This window comes from Acetobacter cerevisiae (assembly GCF_001580535.1).
GTDB classification, from domain to species: Bacteria; Pseudomonadota; Alphaproteobacteria; order Acetobacterales; family Acetobacteraceae; genus Acetobacter; species Acetobacter cerevisiae.
Genome location: NZ_LHZA01000155.1, coordinates 52,130 through 71,462, shown reverse-complemented (window position 1 = coordinate 71,462; position 19,333 = coordinate 52,130). Strand labels below are relative to the sequence as shown.

General features: G+C 59.0%; 15 protein-coding genes. 12 read left to right on the top strand and 3 right to left on the bottom strand.

All coding sequences use genetic code 11. From position 1 onward, the window contains the following. Positions 1–24: 24 nt before the first annotated feature. Positions 25–909 (bottom strand): NUDIX hydrolase, encoded by an 885-nt coding sequence (locus tag AD928_RS11905; protein WP_062250788.1) that lies wholly within the window; start codon positions 907–909, stop codon positions 25–27. Positions 910–1,037: 128 nt separating this feature from the next. On the opposite strand from AD928_RS11905, the gene AD928_RS11900 reads away from it, so the two are divergent. From AD928_RS11900 to fusA, 4 genes are all read left to right on the top strand, one after another. Next, a complete protein-coding gene (locus AD928_RS11900; RefSeq protein ID WP_062250786.1) occupies positions 1,038–2,864 on the top strand; it encodes an ABCB family ABC transporter ATP-binding protein/permease in 1,827 nt (608 codons plus the stop codon). A 92-nt stretch (positions 2,865–2,956) separates the two neighbouring features. Beyond that, positions 2,957–3,259: a hypothetical protein gene (locus AD928_RS11895; protein ID WP_043550751.1), complete on the top strand. Its 303-nt coding sequence runs from the start codon at positions 2,957–2,959 to the stop codon at positions 3,257–3,259. 114 nt (positions 3,260–3,373) lie between these two features. Then, positions 3,374–3,679, top strand: a complete 306-nt coding sequence (gene rpmB, locus AD928_RS11890) for a 50S ribosomal protein L28 (RefSeq protein ID WP_043550631.1) — start codon at positions 3,374–3,376, stop codon at positions 3,677–3,679. A 215-nt stretch (positions 3,680–3,894) separates the two neighbouring features. Next, on the top strand, positions 3,895–5,982 hold the full coding sequence (gene fusA / locus AD928_RS11885) for an elongation factor G (protein WP_062144650.1): 2,088 nt from the start codon (positions 3,895–3,897) through the stop codon (positions 5,980–5,982). 410 nt (positions 5,983–6,392) lie between these two features. On the opposite strand, the gene AD928_RS11880 is transcribed toward fusA, so the two are convergent. Next, positions 6,393–8,552: an AsmA family protein gene (locus tag AD928_RS11880; protein ID WP_062250784.1), complete on the bottom strand. Its 2,160-nt coding sequence runs from the start codon at positions 8,550–8,552 to the stop codon at positions 6,393–6,395. A 141-nt stretch (positions 8,553–8,693) separates the two neighbouring features. After that, a complete protein-coding gene (locus tag AD928_RS11875; protein ID WP_062250782.1) occupies positions 8,694–11,483 on the bottom strand; it encodes a phosphoenolpyruvate carboxylase in 2,790 nt (929 codons plus the stop codon). Positions 11,484–11,613: 130 nt separating this feature from the next. Between AD928_RS11875 and AD928_RS11870 the strand changes: the two genes are divergently transcribed. The 8 genes from AD928_RS11870 to AD928_RS15240 all read left to right on the top strand — a co-directional run bounded on the left by AD928_RS11870 (position 11,614) and on the right by AD928_RS15240 (position 19,319). Beyond that, the gene (locus AD928_RS11870) at positions 11,614–12,912 is read left to right on the top strand and encodes a DUF445 domain-containing protein (protein ID WP_062141890.1); all 1,299 of its coding nucleotides are present in this window, start codon (positions 11,614–11,616) and stop codon (positions 12,910–12,912) included. 105 nt (positions 12,913–13,017) lie between these two features. Further along, complete coding sequence (locus AD928_RS11865; protein WP_043550641.1) at positions 13,018–13,482, top strand: SUF system Fe-S cluster assembly regulator; 465 nt, start codon at positions 13,018–13,020, stop codon at positions 13,480–13,482. Between the two features lie 3 nt (positions 13,483–13,485). Further along, positions 13,486–14,976 (top strand): Fe-S cluster assembly protein SufB, encoded by a 1,491-nt coding sequence (gene sufB / locus AD928_RS11860; RefSeq protein ID WP_062250781.1) that lies wholly within the window; start codon positions 13,486–13,488, stop codon positions 14,974–14,976. Positions 14,977–14,989: 13 nt separating this feature from the next. Continuing rightward, complete coding sequence (gene sufC / locus AD928_RS11855; RefSeq protein WP_061502878.1) at positions 14,990–15,766, top strand: Fe-S cluster assembly ATPase SufC; 777 nt, start codon at positions 14,990–14,992, stop codon at positions 15,764–15,766. Continuing rightward, entirely contained in the window at positions 15,763–17,040 is a 1,278-nt protein-coding gene (sufD, locus tag AD928_RS11850; RefSeq protein WP_062250780.1) for a Fe-S cluster assembly protein SufD, read from the top strand. Before sufC ends, sufD begins: the two co-directional genes overlap by 4 nt. Positions 17,041–17,042: 2 nt before the next feature. After that, entirely contained in the window at positions 17,043–18,290 is a 1,248-nt protein-coding gene (locus tag AD928_RS11845) for an aminotransferase class V-fold PLP-dependent enzyme (RefSeq protein WP_156470195.1), read from the top strand. Then, positions 18,287–18,745 carry a Fe-S cluster assembly sulfur transfer protein SufU gene (sufU, locus tag AD928_RS11840; protein WP_062250777.1) on the top strand — a complete coding sequence of 153 codons (459 nt, stop codon included), beginning with the start codon at positions 18,287–18,289 and terminating at the stop codon, positions 18,743–18,745. Before AD928_RS11845 ends, sufU begins: the two co-directional genes overlap by 4 nt. Beyond that, on the top strand, positions 18,732–19,319 hold the full coding sequence (locus AD928_RS15240; protein ID WP_062250775.1) for an SUF system Fe-S cluster assembly protein: 588 nt from the start codon (positions 18,732–18,734) through the stop codon (positions 19,317–19,319). The genes sufU and AD928_RS15240 overlap by 14 nt, the downstream gene beginning before the upstream one ends. Positions 19,320–19,333: the final 14 nt, after the last annotated feature.

The window sequence follows — 19,333 nt, the reverse complement described above, 5'->3', positions numbered from 1 at the left end:
CGGAATGCGGGGCCTGCCATGCCCTCAGGGGGCGGCAGGTGCCAGAGCGGCTTTATGGCCCGGGCTGGCGGGCGAGAGGCCGTGTGTCAGTCCATCCCGCAGCTGGCGGCCTTCGGCTGATTGCGGGTCAATCAGGCCGTTGCGCAGGAACAGGTCGATCAGCACAAGATTAACGTTGAATTTGAACTCGTCCGTATCCCGCACCAGTTTGTAAACTTCGGCCAGCGGCATCAGATGGAAGGATTCCACTTCACCGTCCGCTGCAACGGGTGAGAAGCTTTCGGGCAGGAACAGGTCGTAGCAATACAGAATGTCGCGCCGCAGCCCTTCTGGCCGGTCCAGCGCATAGACAATACGACCGACCTGCTGCGCCTGCGATGCCAAGTCTTCCTGAATACTGGCTTCTTCCGCTGCTTCCTTTAACAGCGCTTCCGACGGCGTATGACCAGCTGGAACGCCACCAGCAACCAGATGGTCCAGCTTGCTCGGATCCAGCCGTTTGTTGGCGGCTCTGCGGCCTGTCCACAGGTAAAGACCGTCTGCCTTCCGCACTAAGCCATTCAGATGCACGCCAGCCGCTACCAGCCCGAACAGGGGCAGGGCGCCACGGTCAATGCGGGCCAGCACGGGCTGGTCCACATCGGCCATTACATCAAACAGTTCATGGTGGGAGCGATAAACGCCTTCCCGTGCCAGCGCTTCTCCCAACGGTTCCAGATCCGCCGGGTTGGGTAAGGCAAAACCCTGCACGCGGGAGCCAAGGCCACGCTGCTCCAGCGCGTCGGTCAGGCCTGGGGCAATCCACCCTGCGGCCTTACCGCCCAGAGAAAACGGAAAGCGCGCACCGGGCACGACGGCGGTGTTGCATTGCCTGAGATGACGAAGGAAGGGCGTATCGTCCGAAGGCATCGGAAAATCCAGTCGTGCTTGAATGAGACCATAAACGCACAAGGCGTATGTGTTTATCCGGCGTATGCAGGGGAGAGGCAAGATGTCTCGGGGTTGCAAAATTGTGGAGGCGTGTCACATGCGACGGTATGTCTCCACGTAATCGTTCTCCGTCGGGGCAGCTGAAACAGCCGGCTTCGGTCACGCTTTCCCGTCTTCTCCCGTATCTCTGGCCGCGTGAAAACAGCGGGCTGAGGTGGCGCGTCGTGCTGGTACTTCTGGTGCTGGTGGGGGGAGAACTCGCAACACTGGCTGTGCCGATGGCCTACAGCCGGGTGGTGGATCGGCTCTCGCACCCCGGCAGTCTGGCTATGGCTCCGGTTGCCCTTATCCTGGGCTACGGGCTGATCAGGCTGATCTCCGCTGCCCTGACCAACCTGAGGGATTCCCTGTTTGCTCCGGTCAGGTTCCGGGTGGCACGGCAGGCGGCGTTCCGCAGCTTTCAGCACATGCACAAGCTCTCTCTGCGGTTCCATCTGGACCGGCGCACAGGGGGCGTCACGCGGGCCATAGAACGCGGCACGGAGGGGGTTGAAACCCTGCTGCGGATGGGCATGTCCATCTCCCCCACCATTCTGCAGGCTCTGCTGGTGGTTGTGGTGATCTGGCGGGTGTTTGACTGGCGGTATGTCAGCCTGATGGTGCTGATGATCGCCGCCTATATCGGCTTTACCGTGATGTTTACCTCGTGGAGGCTGGGCATCCGGCGGCGGATGAATGAGACCAATACCGAGGCAAGCGGCAAGGCGCTGGATAGCCTGCTGAATTACGAGACCGTCAAATATTTCGGTAACGAGGCCCATGAGGCCGAACGCTATGACAATGCCCAGGCCCGTTATGAGCAGGCCGCCCGGAAAACCCAGTATTCTCTTGGGCTGCTCAACTTCGGGCAGGCCGCCATTATCGCGGTGGCGCTCACGCTGATCATGCTGCTTGCCGGGCGTGATGTTGAGGCCGGACGCATCAGCGTTGGTCAGTTTGTCATGATCAACACCTACCTGCTTCAGCTGTATGGGCCGTTGAACTTTTTGGGCTCTGTCTATTCCGCCATCCGGACGGCCATGGTGGATCTGGAGCAGATGTTCGGCCTGATTGAAGAGAATGTGGAAGTGGCGGACCCGGAAAATCCGCTACCGATTGCCACCCGCCTTGCGGACTCCGCTCCGGCTCAGGTTGAGTTCCGGGATGTCCGGTTTGGGTACGGGCCTGATCGTGAAATTCTGCACGGCGTCAGCTTTGTGGCGGCTCCCGGCAAGAAGGTCGCTATTGTCGGGTCCACCGGGGCCGGGAAGTCCACCATCAGCCGACTGCTGTTCCGGTTTTATGATGTCTGGTCCGGTGCAGTGCTGGTGGATGGGCATAACGTGCGGGACTACCGGCAGGAGGACCTGCGGGCCGCTATTGGCGTGGTCCCGCAGGATACCGTGCTGTTTAACGAGACGATTGGCTACAACATCGCCTACGGGCGTCTGGGGGCCTCTCTGGCCGATGTGGAGCAGGCGGCGCGGCTGGCGCAGATTCATGATTTCATCATGTCTCTGCCAGACGGATACCAGACGCAGGTGGGGGAACGTGGCCTGAAGTTGTCGGGCGGGGAAAAGCAGCGCGTTGCGATTGCCCGAACACTTTTAAAAGACCCTCGCGTTCTTGTGCTTGACGAGGCTACGAGTGCGTTGGACACACATACGGAACAAGAGATTCAGGCGGCTTTGAAAGCTGTCTCTGCCTCCCGCACGACGCTGGTGATTGCACACCGCCTGTCCACCATTGTGGATGCGGACGAAATTCTGGTGATGGGTCAGGGGCGTGTGCTGGAACGCGGCACGCATGAGGCTCTGCTGGCGTCTGGCGGCCAGTATGCCGCCATGTGGGCAGCCCAGGGGGCGGAAGGAATTGCAGAACGGATTGCCGGGTAGGGGAGCACCCCGCCTGTCAGGCTGTTCTGGCGAATCGGATACAGCATCGGCCTTCCAGCCGGTGCCTGAGAAACTGAAGGAAGATGAAACGCATGACGGATACAGCTGGAAACACGCCCGCAGAAACCACATCGGAAGAGATGCCGGGCGTGCCGGAAGATCTGGCCCGCTGCGCCATGGTGATTGAAAGCGCCATGGAGCATCTGCTCAAGGAGAATCACCCGCCGCTGGCCATTGCCTCAGCGCTGCTGGGCGGTTCTCTGGGTCTGCTGGCCCGCAGCATGGATAAGGAGACCATCCTGCATATTCTCGACTCCGCAGCAAACAGCGTGCGTACGGGCGAGATTCATGCTGCAACACAGGCACAGACCGACCCGGAAAGTGAGAAAGCCTGAGGTCAACCCTTGACGGAAGGCGCTTGCTCAGCCATAAGCCGCGCCAATCCTGAATGTGGTCGCCGGGCAAATTGTCTCGGCCCTCTGTTTGATACCTAAGACAAGGATGAGACAATGTCCCGTCGCTGCCAGATTACCGGCAAAGGCGTTCTGACCGGAAACAACGTCAGTCACGCCAACAACAAAAGCCGTCGCCGTTTCCTGCCCAACCTGCAGGAAGCATCCCTGATGTCCGACATCCTGGGCGCTCCCGTGCACATGCGCGTCAGCACCCGTGGCCTGCGCACCATTGAACACAATGGTGGCCTCGATGCCTTCCTGATCAGCACGCCTAACCGCAAGCTGCCGGAAGAAGCCCAGGTCGTGAAGCGCCGCGTTCTGCGCGCTCAGGCTAAAAAACAGGCTGCCGCTGGCGCCTGATTCAGGGGTTTCCTAACTGCGGTGGATCCGGGCCGGTCATAAACTGACGGTCCGGATTTGCTGTGCAGGTGTCTGGCAGGGTGTCAGGCACTTTCGTCTATCGGCCGGTTTCCGGCAGCCGGGCTTCCTGAATTTAAATAGGATCAGCACGGTGTTCGGTAGCCACAGGCGCGAAGGGTTTCCTGTCGCGCCTGACCTGTTTTCTGGAGGTTTTCGTGTCCGCCAAATCCGAACTTTCGAAGATCCGTAATATCGGGATCACCGCGCATATTGACGCGGGCAAGACAACCACGACCGAGCGTATCCTGTATTATACCGGCGTATCTCACAAAATTGGTGAAGTGCACGACGGTAACACCACGACCGACTACATGGCGCAGGAACGTGAGCGTGGTATTACCATTACCTCCGCTGCTGTGACCTGCGTGTGGAACGACCACCGCATCAACATCATCGACACCCCCGGACACATCGACTTCAACATCGAAGTGAACCGCTCCCTGCGCGTGCTCGATGGCGCCGTGTTCATCATTGAAGGTGTGGCCGGTGTTCAGCCGCAGTCCGAAACCAACTGGCGTCTGGCTGACCGCTACAAAGTTCCGCGCATCATCTTCATCAACAAGCTCGACCGTACCGGCGCGAACTTCTACCGTGCATTCGACACGCTGAAGGAAAAGCTGGACATCGTTGCGATCCCGCTGCAGCTCCCGATTGGCGCTGAAGACCAGTTTGTTGGCGTTGTCGATCTGATCGAGATGAAAGCCATCATCTGGGAAGGTGGTGAGCTGGGTGCGAAGTTCCACGATGAGGAAATTCCGGCCGACCTGAAGGAAAAGGCTGCTGAAGCACGCCAGAACCTGCTCGATACAGCTCTGGCTGTTGATGACGCAGCAATGGAAGAATACTTCGAAAAGGGCGAAGTCTCCATTGAGACGCTGAAGCGCTGCATCAAGAAGGGCACCATCTCTGGTGAGTTCCGCCCGGTTCTGTGTGGCACGGCCTTCAAAAACAAAGGCGTTCAGCCGCTGCTCGACGCAGTGATCGACTTCCTGCCGGCTCCTGACGACGTTGAAGGCATCCGTTGCGCTCCGCCGGAAGGTGAAGAAGAAGACGAAGCCGCTCAGCCCATCATCCCGGTTGATCCCGATGGCAAGTTCGCTGGTCTGGCCTTTAAGATCATCAACGACAAATACGGCACGCTGACCTTCGTGCGCGTCTATCGTGGTGTGCTGAAGACCGGTGATACCGTTCTGAACACCACGAAGGGCCACAAGGAACGTATCGGCCGTATCTACCAGATGCATGCTGACAAGCGTGAAGAACTGACGGAAGTTCATGCTGGTGATATTGCTGCGTTCGTGGGTCTGAAAGACTCTCAGACGGGTGATACGCTGGCTGATCCGGCTGATCCGGTTGTTCTGGAACGTATGAGCTTCCCGATCCCGGTTATCGACATCTCCGTTGAGCCGAAAACCAAAGACGGCGTGGAAAAGATGACGCTGGCTCTGCAGAAGCTGGCCAGTGAAGATCCTTCCCTGCAGCTGAAGACGGATCAGGAAACGGGTCAGACCATTCTGTCCGGCATGGGCGAACTGCACCTCGACATCATCATCGACCGTCTGCGTCGTGAATATGGTGTGGATGCAAACGTCGGTGCACCGCAGGTGGCCTATCGTGAAACCATCTCCAAGCCGCACACCGAAACCTACACGCATAAAAAGCAGTCTGGTGGTTCCGGTCAGTTCGCAGAAGTGAAAATTGCTTTCGAGCCGCTTGAGCGGAACGAAGACATTCACTTCGAGAACAAGGTCGTTGGCGGCACCGTGCCGAAGGAATACATTCCTGCGGTCGAAAAAGGCATCCGTATGCAGGCCTCTACCGGCGTGCTGGCAGGCTTCCCGACCGTCGACTTCAAGTTCACGCTGCTTGACGGTAAGTACCATGACGTTGACTCGTCCGCTCTGGCGTTCGAAATCGCGGCTAAGGCTTGCTTCCGTGAAGGTATGAAACAGGCTGGTCCGGTTATTCTGGAACCGATCATGGACGTGGAAGTGACCACCCCGAACGATCACGTTGGTGACGTTGTGGGTGATATCAACCGTCGTCGTGGTATGATCCAGAGCCAGGAAACCTCCGGTTCCACGGTTATGGTTCGCTCTCATGTGCCGCTGAAAGAAATGTTCGGTTACATTTCTCACCTGCGCTCCATGACGAAGGGCCGTGCGTCCTTCACCATGCAGTTCCATCACTACGACCCCGTGCCGCGCAACGTGGCAGAAGAGATCATGGCTCAGTCCAAATAAGCCATCCTCTCCGGGATTATCTTCGGATACAGAAAAGCCGCCTCATCACGAGGCGGCTTTTTTGTGTTTACAGGGCAGGAGAGACGTGGCCCGATCTGGCACTGGCACTGGCACTGGCACTGGCACTGGCACTGGCACTGGCACTGGCACTGGCACTGACATGTGAAATGGGTTGTGAGCCCCTGAGCCCTGACTGACCCGGAAGCGAGCAGGGGAGGCTTCCTGCTCAGAATAAGACGGCGTGTTCGGCCAGCACCAGACTGTGGGGAAGGCTAAGCGCTCAGGGTTTCAAAACAATCTGAGCGCCTGCGGAACATCATCTCTGTAATGGGAAAATATAAGCCGCATTGAGAGGCGGCTGGAGAGCAGGCTCAGGCAACCGGGCGTGAGTGCCCGATTGCCTGATGCGGTTAGTTCTTGCCCTGTTTTTTCAGTTTGGCATTCCACGCAGCCCGGACTTCAGCGGGTGTCATACGGCCTTCATGCTGTTTGGTCGCTGGTGCTTTGCCAGACGTTTTTTTGTGGTTGCCGTTGGCGTGACGGGGGCTGGCCGGAGCAACGCTGCCTTTGGTGCCGACGGCGTGGGAAAGGGAGCCCGGCGCAATGCCTGCTGCCGGGTTGTTATTCACGGCCTGCACGGCGCGGGAGCATCGGGAATCATCCCCAACACCCAGCTGAATGGTTGGCAGAAGAGCCAGTGGTGGGAAGACAAACCCCAAGCCAGCGGCGGCAGCGGCACGCCCCAGAATTTCAGCACCCGGCAGCACCGTAGGAGATTTGATCGCCCCGGTAATGTTGAAGGCCCCCGGCAGAGACGCAATGGTCGGGTTCTGGGAACGGGTGGTCAGAGAGTAATCCAGCGTATTGGTCTTGAAGTTGATTGTGCCCCGCCCCAGCGTACGGGCCTCGCCGGTTTCCAGCAGGAGCGTATTGGTGGAAACAATGCCGTTTCTCAGCGGCATATCGGCAATAAAGCACTTGATGTCTGTATGGGCGGGCAGTCCGAGAGCCGTCAGGATGGCGTTGCCCAGCTGCAGGCCCAGAATGTCCGGCAGGATGGCGGTAATATCGCCACCCTGATCCAGCACCAACGTAAGGCCACCATTCCCCGCAGCCATCAGGCTGGCAATGGAATTCCCTTTGGCTTTCAGTGTCATATGGCCGCCAATAATGCCGCGTGCTTTGGAATTGGTTGTCGCCTGCATGACGCGAGCCAGATCAATCCGGGCAAAATCAATCCGGGCGGTTGTATCAAACAGGGAGCCATCCGGCTTGAGCGTTGCGGAACTGGCCAGCGTGCCGTGGCCAACGGCAAAGTTCAGGCGTTTGAGATCAATTTCACCATTGGTGATGAAGAATTCGGTGTCGATATTATCAAGCGGTAGCTGCTTATTTTCGATATGGGCCCCATGATACGTGACGTGGGCGTTGATGGCGTTCAGACGCGGAATATTGATGGGCGTATCCGGCAGGACAGTCTTGCTTTTGGCATCCTGCTTTTTCTCAGCCGCTGTCTCGGTTGGCTTGGCACCAATAAAGCCCCCCAGATCCACCAGATTAACCTGACGGGAATGGAGATCGGCCTGAACGTTCATGGGCTTCTGATGCGGGTCCAGTTCAATGGTGCCACCAATGTCACTGGTGCCCATTTTGCCCTCAAACTCTTTAAAGAGGATGTGGTTCTGGCTGTAATCCAGATTGCCGGTAATGGTGTAGGCCGGGGTGCGCGGAATGGGCACGCCGGTCAGCGGGTAGAGCAGGGACATATCCGGCCCGGCAAAATGCAGCTTCAGATGCGCCCCTGCAAAGCTCATCGGGTGAACCACATCGCCTTTCAGCGTGGCAGTGGTGGGGCCGTTCTGCACGGTGAGGTCAACAGGGTAAGGCTCTTTGTCGGCAACAAAGGACAGCAGGGCTCCGCCAATAAAGCGGGCAGTAATAGGCTGCTGCGCGTAACGGCCCTTGGCTTGCAGATGTAGAGTGCCGCGATCATTCCCCTGGGGTGGCGTGGTCTGCACAGCGACCTGCATATCGGCCTGCAGCGGGTCATACTTTACATGCAGGTTGCCATCGGTAATCCGCAGCTCCCCGATGTCCGGCAGGCTGGTTGAGGAGGAAGCATCCTGCTTTGTGGGTGTCTTCGCCGGCTTACCATCCTCGGTAAAAGTGTAATTGTTCAGGCTGTTTTTCAGCGCGATAATGTCTGCCGTGGGCTGCTCTAGTGCAATAAGCGGCAGGTGCAGCGTACGGTGCCAGAGGTAGGACCAGGCATCGACCGAAACCGTCACGCTTTTGGCCTGCGCAAACTGCTCTTTTTCTTTTTCGAAGGTTTTTGGCTGTTCAATCCGCAGGTCATCCACCTTGATTGTGGTGACACGGCCAAGATGCACATGCAGATGCGCAATGGTGGTTTTGCGGTGCAGCAGGGCTGTGGCTTTGGAATTGACCAGAGGCACAAACCAGTCCCACGACCAGAAGAGAATCAGAAGCAGGAGTGCGAGCGCGATGCCCCCGAGAATTTTCAGGACGGGATGCCTGGCTCGTTGTGTGTCCGGGGTCGTGGTGGTCATGAGGACACACTCCGTTGTTCTGGGTTCAGTAAAAATCGGGGCATAAAACGCTTCGCAGCCTGTGTCAGCCCTGCAAGCCTGAACGTCAGCCCGAAGAGTTTGGTTCCGGGCTAAGCATTCATGGTGGGGTTGTGCCCCTGTTTAGCCAAATGCGCCAATGTCATGCATGACGCCAACGCTGATCTCACGGAGTAGGGCGAACATCTGCTGCATGGGCAGAAAAATTTCCCGATGCTCGCGTTCATAGATGCCCTGCTCCCGCGGGCCGCGGGGTTCATAGAAATCAAGGTTGGAGGCGACGGTGCCGGATGGGAAAATATGCACCATTTCCTTAAGCACAGCCGGAATTTCCAGACGCAGGATCTGCTGCATCATGACATCGCGGTTAAAGCCCCCGCGCGGCATGAAGAAGGGAATGCGGCAGGCCAGAATCCAGATGCGCTCAATCAACGCCACCCGAATGGCATGCAAGGCGCGGTTGAGCGGTGCGCCATGCGGGGCATCCTCCCACGCTTCCCGAAGGGCCAGATGGTCTGCCTGAATGCGGCGGAACATGGTGCGCAGGTCTGCTGAAAGGTTCAGTTTTTCCAGATCCTGCATCACGGTGAGAAAAGCCGCCCGGCGTGGGGCTTTGGGTTCTGCCGTGGCGCGGTCCAGCCAGTAGCTGGGGTCCAGCAGATTGATGACGGATTGCAGAACCCGGTCATCCGAACTGGTTAAGGCATGCCGCGCAAAATCCAGAGCGCGGTGGAAGCGCGGGCTGGAGGTGTTGAAACTTTCAAACGTTTCCGGGTGTCGGCGCGCGGCAGCTCCCAGTCCTTGCAGCGTGTTGGCGCACCAGCCGAGCTGCTGGAGAATCGCATTGTTGGGAATGGCGCGCAGCTGGCCCGGATGCGTCAGGCGGGTGCTGGTGGCGGCTTCCGCACTCTGGCGGGCCGGGGGACGGGAGCCGGTGCGGTCAATCAGCGCCGGGCCAAATGCCCCCAGCAGGGCGGCGTAACCGGGGTCTTCCACCAGAGCCTGCATGCCTTCGGAAATGCTGGAGAAGAAATCAGCCGAAAAGACCGGCTGCTCATAAACCGGGTCGCCTTCCTGATGCAGCGGATTGAACAGGTTTTCCGCAATGGTCGCGAGTGTCGCGCCCGCCAGATGCGGGGTGCCGAACAGCAGATAGCCATCGCCGCCCTGAAAGGCCGTTTCCTCCCGGCAGGCAATGCCGGTTTTGGCAAATTCGGTCCGCACATGGGTAGGGGAGAGATAGCTCAGCCGTCCGGCCATCCGGAAAGGATGCGCGCCGCGTCCAATGCTCTCGCCATGCGTATCAAAGAAAATGACCGTCACGTTCTGCAGGTTCCAGCGGACCAGTAGGTCATGAATTTTCAGGCGCAGGCGCTCAATAAGATAGGTGGCAGCCAGCTGGCCGACATAGCGGCCGGAATCGGAATAGCCGAACTGGAAGCTGATACGCCCGGTGCGCTGCACATAGGCCCGCCATGTGGGGGAGCGCAGGGCTTCTTCCACAATGCGATCCCCGTTGCTCAGCGCGTCTTCTGTTTCAAACAGGGGGGAAATTTCCACCTTGTCCGCCACGCCGAAATGCAGCGCCGCCCAAAGGGCTGCCAACAGGGTGTAACCCGTTTCCGTTTCAGCAATCAGAAAGCGGACGGGCGTTTGATTATCAATGTGTTTGGTTATCTGGGCGACCGTCATCATCAGGCGGCCTGCCGTAGATGGGTCACTCATCAGCGCGCCGAAATCAACCGGCACAGGCTGCACGCTTTCCAGAGCTTCATTCAGGCGGTTGAGGAGCGCGCGCCGGTGGGCCGGATTGGCCGGGTCATCCGGAATATCGAGCTTCTGGCGAACAAAATTATGAATTTGTGTGGCGTTCAGCCGCACATGTGTGTGGGCCAGTGCCAGACCATGCGCCATGAAGCCCGCACGCGCCACGGCCAGTGGTAGCTGCGCAGCAGCCGGCGCGGCTTTTACGGCAGCGTCCAGCTCTTCTGCCAGATCATCCACATTGAGCAGGGCTGTCGCGTGTTCGTTCACCAGCGCGTCTGCAAATTTGGCGACGGCTTCGGCATCCGGGCCGGTCGGCGTGGCGCTTATCTGCGTTTTGACGCAGGCAATGGCCTTGTGCAGCCGGTCCGTCAGAGCCGGGGCAGAAACACCAGTCGCGCTTATCTGCTGATCAAGGCGTTCCAGCTGGAACAGCTTCATGCGCAGGCGCAGTCGCAGCGTGTCCCACCAGCCGATATCCGTGCGTCCATCCGTATCATACCCCACCCAGCTTGTAGCGATGACCGGGCGGGGGATGATGGAGGCCCATGACTCTGGCCAGTGTTGTTGGGCGGTTTCTAAAAGCGCGCCATTCAGCTGGTCCATGGCGTCTCGCGCCCGGATGATGGCCTGTGTGGCGAGGGTAAATTCTTCTTCCAGCGTAGGCGGTCCGTCCCGCCGATGCGTTTCAAAAAACGGAGCCTCGTCCGGTAAAACATCCTCGGAGGCACAGTCGGCCAGCGCCGCATAGACCGGGTTGCTGAGGGCAAATGTAGGGTGCGCTGTAAAAACAGCGGCAAAACGCACGGGGCTGACGGCGGCTTGGAAAGCCTCGGGCGTGGGAACGGGCAGGGAGGCTATGACGCGCTGAGCAACGGCAGACAGCCGTTTGGCGGTGGTGGTGGCCTCCGCGCCCCCTACGTAACGATGCAGGCGTCTGGCGCGACGCAGAAAGGCGGAATCCCGAAGGGTCTGCACCAGAGCGGTCACATCCGAGAGAGACAGATCGCCGTCTTCCAGCGCATCTTCCAGCTGGCGGGCGGTACAGAGAACCGGATTCACCCCTTCCACCGGGAGCAGGGCGTCTTTGTCCTGCAGGATCGGTGCAAAAATGGTCTGAAGTTTGGGCGGAAGAGTAGAAAAATCCATTATTGCACCTCGCTCAGGGTTCGCAGTACGGCGGGGGAAGGGGGAGGCGTTACAGTTTCATGTCTGCTCTTTCGCTGCAACACACTCACGCACACTTGGGGGGCGAGAGTGGGAGTGCTATTCAGATACTATGACGTCATACCCTGAAAGTGACGGCGATCTCGCCGCCCGGAAGACCCTCAAACGCTACCAGCGCGCTGCAACCGGCCTGCTGGTGGGCATGGGAGGGCTGACTGTTGCGGGCTACGCGGCCCCCGCTGCCGGATGGGTGAAGGATGGCTTCTGGCTGGAAATGCTGCGGGCCGGGGCGCGCGCTGGCGTTGTGGGCGGTCTGGCGGACTGGTTTGCCGTCGTTGCCCTGTTCCGTCACCCCATGGGTTTGCCGATTCCCCACACGGCTATTCTGCCAGCCCAGAAGGAACGGCTGGGCCGCGCGCTGGGGCGTTTTGTGTCCGGGCAGGTCTTTACGGAAAAAGAAATTGCCCGCGTGCTGGAGCAGGTGGATATCCCCACCTTTCTGGCCAACATGCTGGATGACCCGGCAACGCGGGAGACGCTGACGCGCTCCGTTCTCGCTTCCATGCCCAAAATGCTGGACCGGCTGGAAGACGGGCGGGCCAGCGGGGCCATTGGCAAGATTTTCCCCCGTCTGCTGGGCAACAGCAATCTGGCTCCCATTGTGGCGCGCGCTCTGCGTAGCCTTGTGGATGATGACCGCCATCAGGAAGTGCTGTCCTTTCTACTCAGCCAGATCAAGGATGGTTTGCAGGCCAGAGAAGGCGCGCTGCGCACCATGATTGAGGAGCGTGTGCGTGAGCAGGGAGGCCGTTTACTCGGCTGGGCTATAGGCGGTTCGATTGCAACGCGGGTGCTGCTGGCGGCCAGTAAGGAACTGGAGCGGGTGGACCCGCAGAATTCCACCCTGCGCGAAGGCTTTACAACCTGGGTGCGGTCCCAGATTGACCGCATTGAGACGGACCCCGAACGCGGCAGCGATATCTCTCAGGCCATTATGGGCGTGCTCTCACATGAAAGTGTCGTGAGCTGGTGGGCGGATATCTGGCAGCGCTTCCGGCGTCTGGTGGAAGCGGATGTGGAAGACCCGGATGGTCGCATTGCTTCTCTGGTGCAGGAGGGGCTGACGCATATTACCGCGCAGTTGCGGGAAGACCCGGTTATGCGGCAGCGGATTATGGCCAGCGTAGACAAGGCCACCGTCAAGGCTCTGCCGTTTGTGCGGGAGCGGATGGCGGATTTCATTGCCCGCGTGGTGGCGGGATGGGACGCTGTGCAGATTGCGGAAAAGCTGGAACTGCGCGTGGGCAAGGACCTGCAATATGTCCGCTTCAACGGTACACTGGTTGGCTTTGGCGTAGGGGCGTTGCTGTTTGCTGTCCTGCGGCTGCTGTTTGGGTTGAACGCCCAGTAAGACCGCCGGGGCAGCTATGCTGCTTTTGGGTTGACCTTTGGCCCGCTTCGCCCCATGTGTCTGAAACAGGACCTGACTGGTCTCCAATCACCTGATGGCAGGATAATGCTGAAACTTTCCCGTCTGGCGGACTATGCGGTTGTCATACTTGTCAATCTTGGCGAGCAGGATGGCGTGGTGACATCACCCGCCCTTGCTGCCGAGACCGGTGTGCCGGAACCGACTGTCGCGAAAATCCTCAAGGTTTTGTCCGCTCACAAGTTTGTGCTGTCCCAGCGGGGTGCCAAAGGCGGCTACCGGCTGGCCCGCCCGCTGGCTGATATCTCGGTGGCCAGCGTTATTACGGCAGTGGATGGCAAGATTGCGCTGACAGCCTGTGTGGATGGTGGAGAGTGTGATACCGGCGTGTCCTGCGGCATGTGCGGCAGCTGGGATACCATCAACAAAGCCATTCGGGACACGTTGGAAGGTATTTCTCTGGAGATCATGCGCCAGAAGAGCGCATGCGGTGCAGTCATGACGAAGAGAAACGCGCTGATGAGCGCCAGCACGAGACGCGAAGGGGCTTGAACAATGCCAGCAGTCACCGAAACGCGTGAAGCAGTCGAAAAACTCGGTCAGTCTTCCTATAAATGGGGCTTCGAGACGGACATTGATATGGACGTCGCGCCCAAGGGGCTGAACGAAGATACCATTCGCCTGATTTCCGCCAGAAAAGAGGAGCCGGAATGGCTTCTGGAATGGCGGCTGGCGGCCTATCGCGCCTGGCTTAAGACCGAAGAGCCCAAATGGGCCAAGGTGTCCTACCCGCCGATTGATTATCAGGATCTGCATTACTACGCAGCGCCCAGGAAAAAGCCCGGCCCCAAGTCCCTTGAAGAAGTGGACCCCGAACTGCTGCGCACCTACGAAAAGCTGGGCATTCCGCTGCATGAGCAGGCGATGCTGGCCGGTGTGGAGCTGCCGGAAGGCGAAACCGCCCGTCCGCCCGTGGCCGTTGATGCCGTGTTTGATAGTGTTTCCGTTGTCACCACCTTCCGCAAGACGCTGGAAGAAGCGGGCGTGATCTTCTGCCCGATTTCTGAAGCGGTGCGGGATTATCCGGATCTGGTCCGCAAGTATCTGGGCAGTGTGGTGCCGGCAGGCGATAATTTCTACGCCGCGCTCAACTCCGCTGTGTTTACCGATGGCTCCTTTGTGTTCGTGCCCAAAGGCGTGCGCTGCCCGATGGAGCTCTCCACCTATTTCCGTATCAATGCCAAAAATACCGGGCAGTTTGAACGGACGCTGATCGTGGTGGAAGACGGTGCTTCCGTTTCTTACCTTGAAGGCTGCACGGCCCCCATGCGGGACGAAAACCAGCTGCACGCAGCCGTGGTGGAACTGGTGGCGATGGAAGATGCCTCCATCAAATATTCCACGGTGCAGAACTGGTATCCGGGTGATGAAAATGGCCGGGGCGGGATCTATAACTTCGTGACCAAGCGCGGCGCATGCCGTGGCGCACGCTCCAAGATTTCCTGGACGCAGGTGGAAACCGGCTCGGCCATCACATGGAAATACCCGTCCTGCATTCTGCAGGGTGAAGGCTCCGTGGGGGAATTCTATTCCGTGGCGGTGACCAACAATCACCAGCAGGCCGATACCGGTACCAAGATGATCCATATCGGGCGGAATACCCGCTCGACCATCATTGCCAAGACCATCAGTGCCGGGCATTCGGACAGCACATATCGCGGTCTGGTGCGTGTGCTGCCGAAGGCCTCCGGTGCGCGAAACTTTACACAGTGCGATAGCCTGCTGATCGGTGATCAGTGTGGCGCGCATACCGTGCCCTATATTGAAAATCGCAATATGGGCGCACGCATTGAACATGAAGCGACTACCTCCAAAATCTCGGAAGACCAGCTGTTCTACTGCCGTCAGCGTGGGCTTTCTGAAGAGGATGCGGTGGGGCTTATCGTCAACGGCTTCTGCCGTGACGTTCTGAAAGAGCTGCCCATGGAGTTTGCCGTGGAAGCTCAGAAATTGTTGCAGATCAGCCTCGAAGGCAGCGTAGGGTAAGGGAGTGCATGACATGACCCAGTTTTTGGATATTTCCGGTCTGTGCGCCCGGATTGATGCTGACGGGCAGGAAAAGGAAATCCTCAAAGGTGTGGATCTCAGCATCCCGCCGGGTGAGGTTCACGCCATCATGGGGCCGAACGGGTCAGGGAAATCCACCCTGTCCTACGTGCTGGCCGGGCGTGAAGATTATGAAGTAACGGCAGGCACCGTAAACTTTCAGGGCAAGGACCTGCTGGAGATGGAACCGGAAGAGCGCGCTGCGGCGGGCCTCTTTCTGGCGTTCCAGTCCCCCATCGAGCTGCCGGGCGTGAACAACGCCAACTTCCTGCGCACGGCTGTGAACGCAGTGCGTCGTGCCCGTGGGAAAGACGAGCTGGATGCCGTCACCTTCCTGAAAACAGCCCGTGCTGCCGCCAAGGAACTTTCCATGGCGCCGGACATGCTGAAGCGGAACGTGAATGTCGGCTTCTCCGGGGGTGAGAAGAAGCGCAACGAAGTGCTGCAGATGACACTCCTTCAGCCGTCCTTCGCTATTCTGGATGAAACGGATAGCGGGCTGGATGTGGATGCTCTGCGTATTGTGGCGGAGGGCGTTAATCGTCTGCGTTCCCCTAGCTTCTCCGCGCTGGTCATTACCCATCATCAGCGTCTGCTGGATTATCTGGTGCCGGACCGTATCCATGTGATGGCTAAAGGCCGGATTATCCATTCTGGTGGGCCGGAACTGGCGCAGCAGATCGACCGTGAAGGCTACACCCGGTTCCTGGCGGAGGCTGAGGCGGCGTGAACGCAATCACAAAAGATCGGTCAGACACGCTGGCCCCGTTCGGCACACGTCTGGACGGGGTGACAGACCCGGTGCGCAAGGCAGCGATAGGCGCTTTGCACAGAAGTGGGCTGCCTGACCGCCGTGTTGAAGAATGGCGCTATACCAGCCTCCGTTTTCTGACGGAAACGCCGCTAGCGGCTCCGGCTGAGGTGTATGACGCCGGGCAGGTTCAGGCGCAGCTTGAAAACCTCGGGCTGAACAGTGGCACGTTGGCGGAACTGCCGCGTCTGGTGTTCGTCAACGGTCGTTATGCCGAGCCGTTTTCTGTGTTGCCTGCTGAGGTTGAGGTCTCTTTCTTTGCCAAGACCCAGACTTTCGGTGCGCTGTCTGCTCCGGATCGTGACCCGCTGACGGCGCTGAACGCTGCTCTGGCGTCTGACGGTGCCCAGTTGCACGTGTCGGCTGGCAAGAATGGCGGTGACGTGCTGCTGGTCTCTCTGGGCCAGACGGATACGCCGGTATCTTTTCATCCGCGGCATTCTGTCACGCTGGACGAGGGCGCACAGCTCACCCTGATCAGCATTCAGGCGGGGCAGGGGCGTTATCTGCATAACCCGGTGCTGGAAATCAGCGTGGCGGCGGAAGCCAACCTCAAGCATGTCACTCTTCAGACCGAAGGGCAGGATGCGGCGTGTCTGGCCACGACCTACGCACAGGTTGCAGAGCGCGGCACGTATGACAGCTTCGTGCTGGGTCTGGGCGCAGCCTTGTCCCGTCAGGAAATTCACGCCCGTCTGGCGGCCCCGTTTGCGACTGTTCATGTGAACGGGGCGCAGATGCTGGGTGGTAAGCAGATTGGCGATGTGACCAGTGTCATCACGCACGCTGCACCCGATTGCATTTCCCGCCAGACCGTGCGGAACGTGCTGGATGGTCATGCCCGCGGCGTGTTTCAGGGCAAGGTGTTTGTGGATCGGGTGGCCCAGAAGACGGACGGCTACCAGATGAATCAGGCGCTGCTGCTGTCTGAAAACGCGGAAATTGATGCCAAGCCTGAGCTTGAAATCTACGCGGATGATGTGAAGTGCAGCCACGGCGCGACGGTTGGTGCGCTGGATGACGATCAGCTTTTCTATCTGCGCAGCCGGGGCGTGCCGGATGCGGAAGCGCGGCAGATCCTTATCCATGCGTTTATGGATGAAGCACTGGGTCTGATTGAAGACGAGACGGCCCGCACACTTTGCACGCAGATGCTGGCCCGGTCTTTCCCGGTTGCAGGAGAAAGTGCATGAGCATGGCATCCACACAGGATAAAGTCCGGCAGGATCTGGATGTGGCGGCAATCCGCCAGCAATTCCCCATCCTGTCGCAAAAAGTGCATGACCGCCCACTGGTCTTTCTGGATAGCGCGGCCTCCGCTCAAAAGCCGGAAGCGGTGATTGAGGCGATGGCGCACACCATGCGCTGCCAGTATGCCAATATTCATCGTGGCCTCTACTGGATGAGTGAGCGCACCACGGAAGCGTATGAAGCCGTGCGCGATCAGGTCGCACGCTTTCTGAATGCGCACTCCCGTGAAGAAATTGTGTTCACGCGCAACAGCACGGAAGCCATCAATCTGGTGGCCCATTCGTTCGGCGCTCTGCTCAAGCCGGGGCAGGCGGTGGTTATTTCCGAAATGGAACACCACGCCAACCTGATCCCCTGGCAGATGCTGCGGGACCGCGCCGGGATTGAGCTGCGTGTTGCCCCCATTACGGACGCCGGGGATATCGACCTCGATGCGCTGCAAGGCCTGCTGGCAGATGGGAAGGTGGCGCTGGTTGCCATGACCCATATGTCTAACGTGCTCGGTACTGTGACGCCGGCCAAGACTATTGCGGATATGGCGCATGCCGCCGGTGCGCAGGTACTGTTTGATGGCAGCCAGTCCGTGGTGCATCGCAAGACAGATGTGCAGGCTCTGGGTGCGGATTTCTACACCTTCACCGGCCACAAGCTTTATGGTCCCACAGGGATTGGCGTGCTGTGGGCGCGCAAAGAACTGCTGGAAGCCATGCCGCCGTTCATGGGTGGGGGGGACATGATCTCCACCGTGACCTTTGAAAAATCCACATGGGCCAATGTCCCGCATAAATTCGAGGCAGGCACCCCGGCCATTATCGAGACCATTGGTCTTGGTGCGGCCATCTCCTGGGTAGAGGCTATCGGGTTTGAGGCTATTGGGGCGCATGAGGCCGCTTTGACAGTACATGCACTGACCCGCCTGGCGGACGTACCGGGCCTCAAAATAGTAGGCCAGCCCAAAGAGCGCGGCGGGGTGATTTCCTTCACCATGGACGATGTCCACCCGCACGATATTGCGACTCTGCTGGACCGGAACGGCATTGCTGTGCGTGCTGGTCATCATTGTGCGGAGCCGCTCATGCGTCGCCTTGGCCTGACGGCTACAGCGCGCGCTAGCTTTGGCATTTACACCCTGCCGGAAGAAATCGACACACTGGCGGATACGCTGGTGCGCATTCGGAACTTCTTTGTGTGAACAGCCTGACGGATAGCGGTGCGTTGTATGATCGGCTGATTGTCGATCGTGCCCGTACCCCTCTTCATGCAGGGCGGCTGGAACAGGCTGATGCGCAGGGAGAGGGGAAAAACCCGCTCTGCGGGGATAAGACCCGGGTGGACGTTCAGATGGCTGATACCCATATCAGTCAGATCAGACATCAGACGCGCGGCTGCGCGATTTGCCTTGCCGCAGCGGATTTGATGGCTGAACGCGTGACCGGTTTGACTGTCCCGCAGGCGCAGGATCTCAGCCGACGCTTTTCCGCCATGCTGGTGAATGAACCTGCCAGCACACCGGATACGAATACGAATACACCAGCACTGGGGCCTCTGGAAGCATTTGCCCCGCTGCGCGCACATCGGGCCCGAATCCGCTGTGCAGAATTGCCCTGGGTTGCTTTGAAGGAGGCGCTTTCTCATGTCGATGTCTGAAAAGGTGCATGCTCCTGAACTGCAGGAGCAGGACACAATGACGCAGATTGCTACCACGGATGTTCTGCACGCTGATGCGCCGGAGGCTGGTGCAAAGACAGCACGGGTCGAAAGCTGGACGCCGGATAACGCCGATGCTGCGCCTGCCAGTGCCAGTGCCAGTGCCAGTGCCAGTGCCAGTGCTTCGGCGGAGGGAGTTGAGGAAGTTCCTGCAGATGGGGAGACGGCGGCCAACAGTCCTGCAACAGAGGGCACCGGAGACGCGACCGGTCCGGCTTCTGAAGACGCAGTGATTGAAGCCATTGCCACGGTTCATGACCCGGAAATTCCAGTCAATATTTACGAACTGGGGCTGATTTATGCGATTGATCTGTATGATGATGGCCGCGTGAAAATCGAAATGACTCTCACGGCCCCCAACTGCCCGAGTGCGCAGGAACTGCCGGTGCAGGTGAAGGACGCTGTGGAGAAAGTGCCGGGCGTCGCTTCGGCTCAGGTCGAAGTGGTGTGGGATCCGCCGTGGGATATGTCCCGCATGAGCGATGAAGCCCGCCTTGCCCTGAATATGTTTTAATCGAAAGGACGGAC

What these genes read in the sequence shown, in the direction of transcription:
- AD928_RS11905 (WP_062250788.1), bottom strand. Translation starts at nt 909, where the DNA reads ATGCCTTCGGACGATACGCCCTTCCTTCGTCATCTCAGGCAATGCAAC.
- AD928_RS11900 (WP_062250786.1), top strand. Translation starts at nt 1,038, where the DNA reads ATGTCTCCACGTAATCGTTCTCCGTCGGGGCAGCTGAAACAGCCGGCT.
- AD928_RS11895 (WP_043550751.1), top strand. Translation starts at nt 2,957, where the DNA reads ATGACGGATACAGCTGGAAACACGCCCGCAGAAACCACATCGGAAGAG.
- rpmB (WP_043550631.1), top strand. Translation starts at nt 3,374, where the DNA reads ATGTCCCGTCGCTGCCAGATTACCGGCAAAGGCGTTCTGACCGGAAAC.
- AD928_RS11880 (WP_062250784.1), bottom strand. Translation starts at nt 8,552, where the DNA reads ATGACCACCACGACCCCGGACACACAACGAGCCAGGCATCCCGTCCTG.
- AD928_RS11875 (WP_062250782.1), bottom strand. Translation starts at nt 11,483, where the DNA reads ATGGATTTTTCTACTCTTCCGCCCAAACTTCAGACCATTTTTGCACCG.
- AD928_RS11870 (WP_062141890.1), top strand. Translation starts at nt 11,614, where the DNA reads ATGACGTCATACCCTGAAAGTGACGGCGATCTCGCCGCCCGGAAGACC.
- AD928_RS11865 (WP_043550641.1), top strand. Translation starts at nt 13,018, where the DNA reads ATGCTGAAACTTTCCCGTCTGGCGGACTATGCGGTTGTCATACTTGTC.
- sufB (WP_062250781.1), top strand. Translation starts at nt 13,486, where the DNA reads ATGCCAGCAGTCACCGAAACGCGTGAAGCAGTCGAAAAACTCGGTCAG.
- sufC (WP_061502878.1), top strand. Translation starts at nt 14,990, where the DNA reads ATGACCCAGTTTTTGGATATTTCCGGTCTGTGCGCCCGGATTGATGCT.
- AD928_RS11845 (WP_156470195.1), top strand. Translation starts at nt 17,043, where the DNA reads ATGGCATCCACACAGGATAAAGTCCGGCAGGATCTGGATGTGGCGGCA.
- AD928_RS15240 (WP_062250775.1), top strand. Translation starts at nt 18,732, where the DNA reads ATGTCGATGTCTGAAAAGGTGCATGCTCCTGAACTGCAGGAGCAGGAC.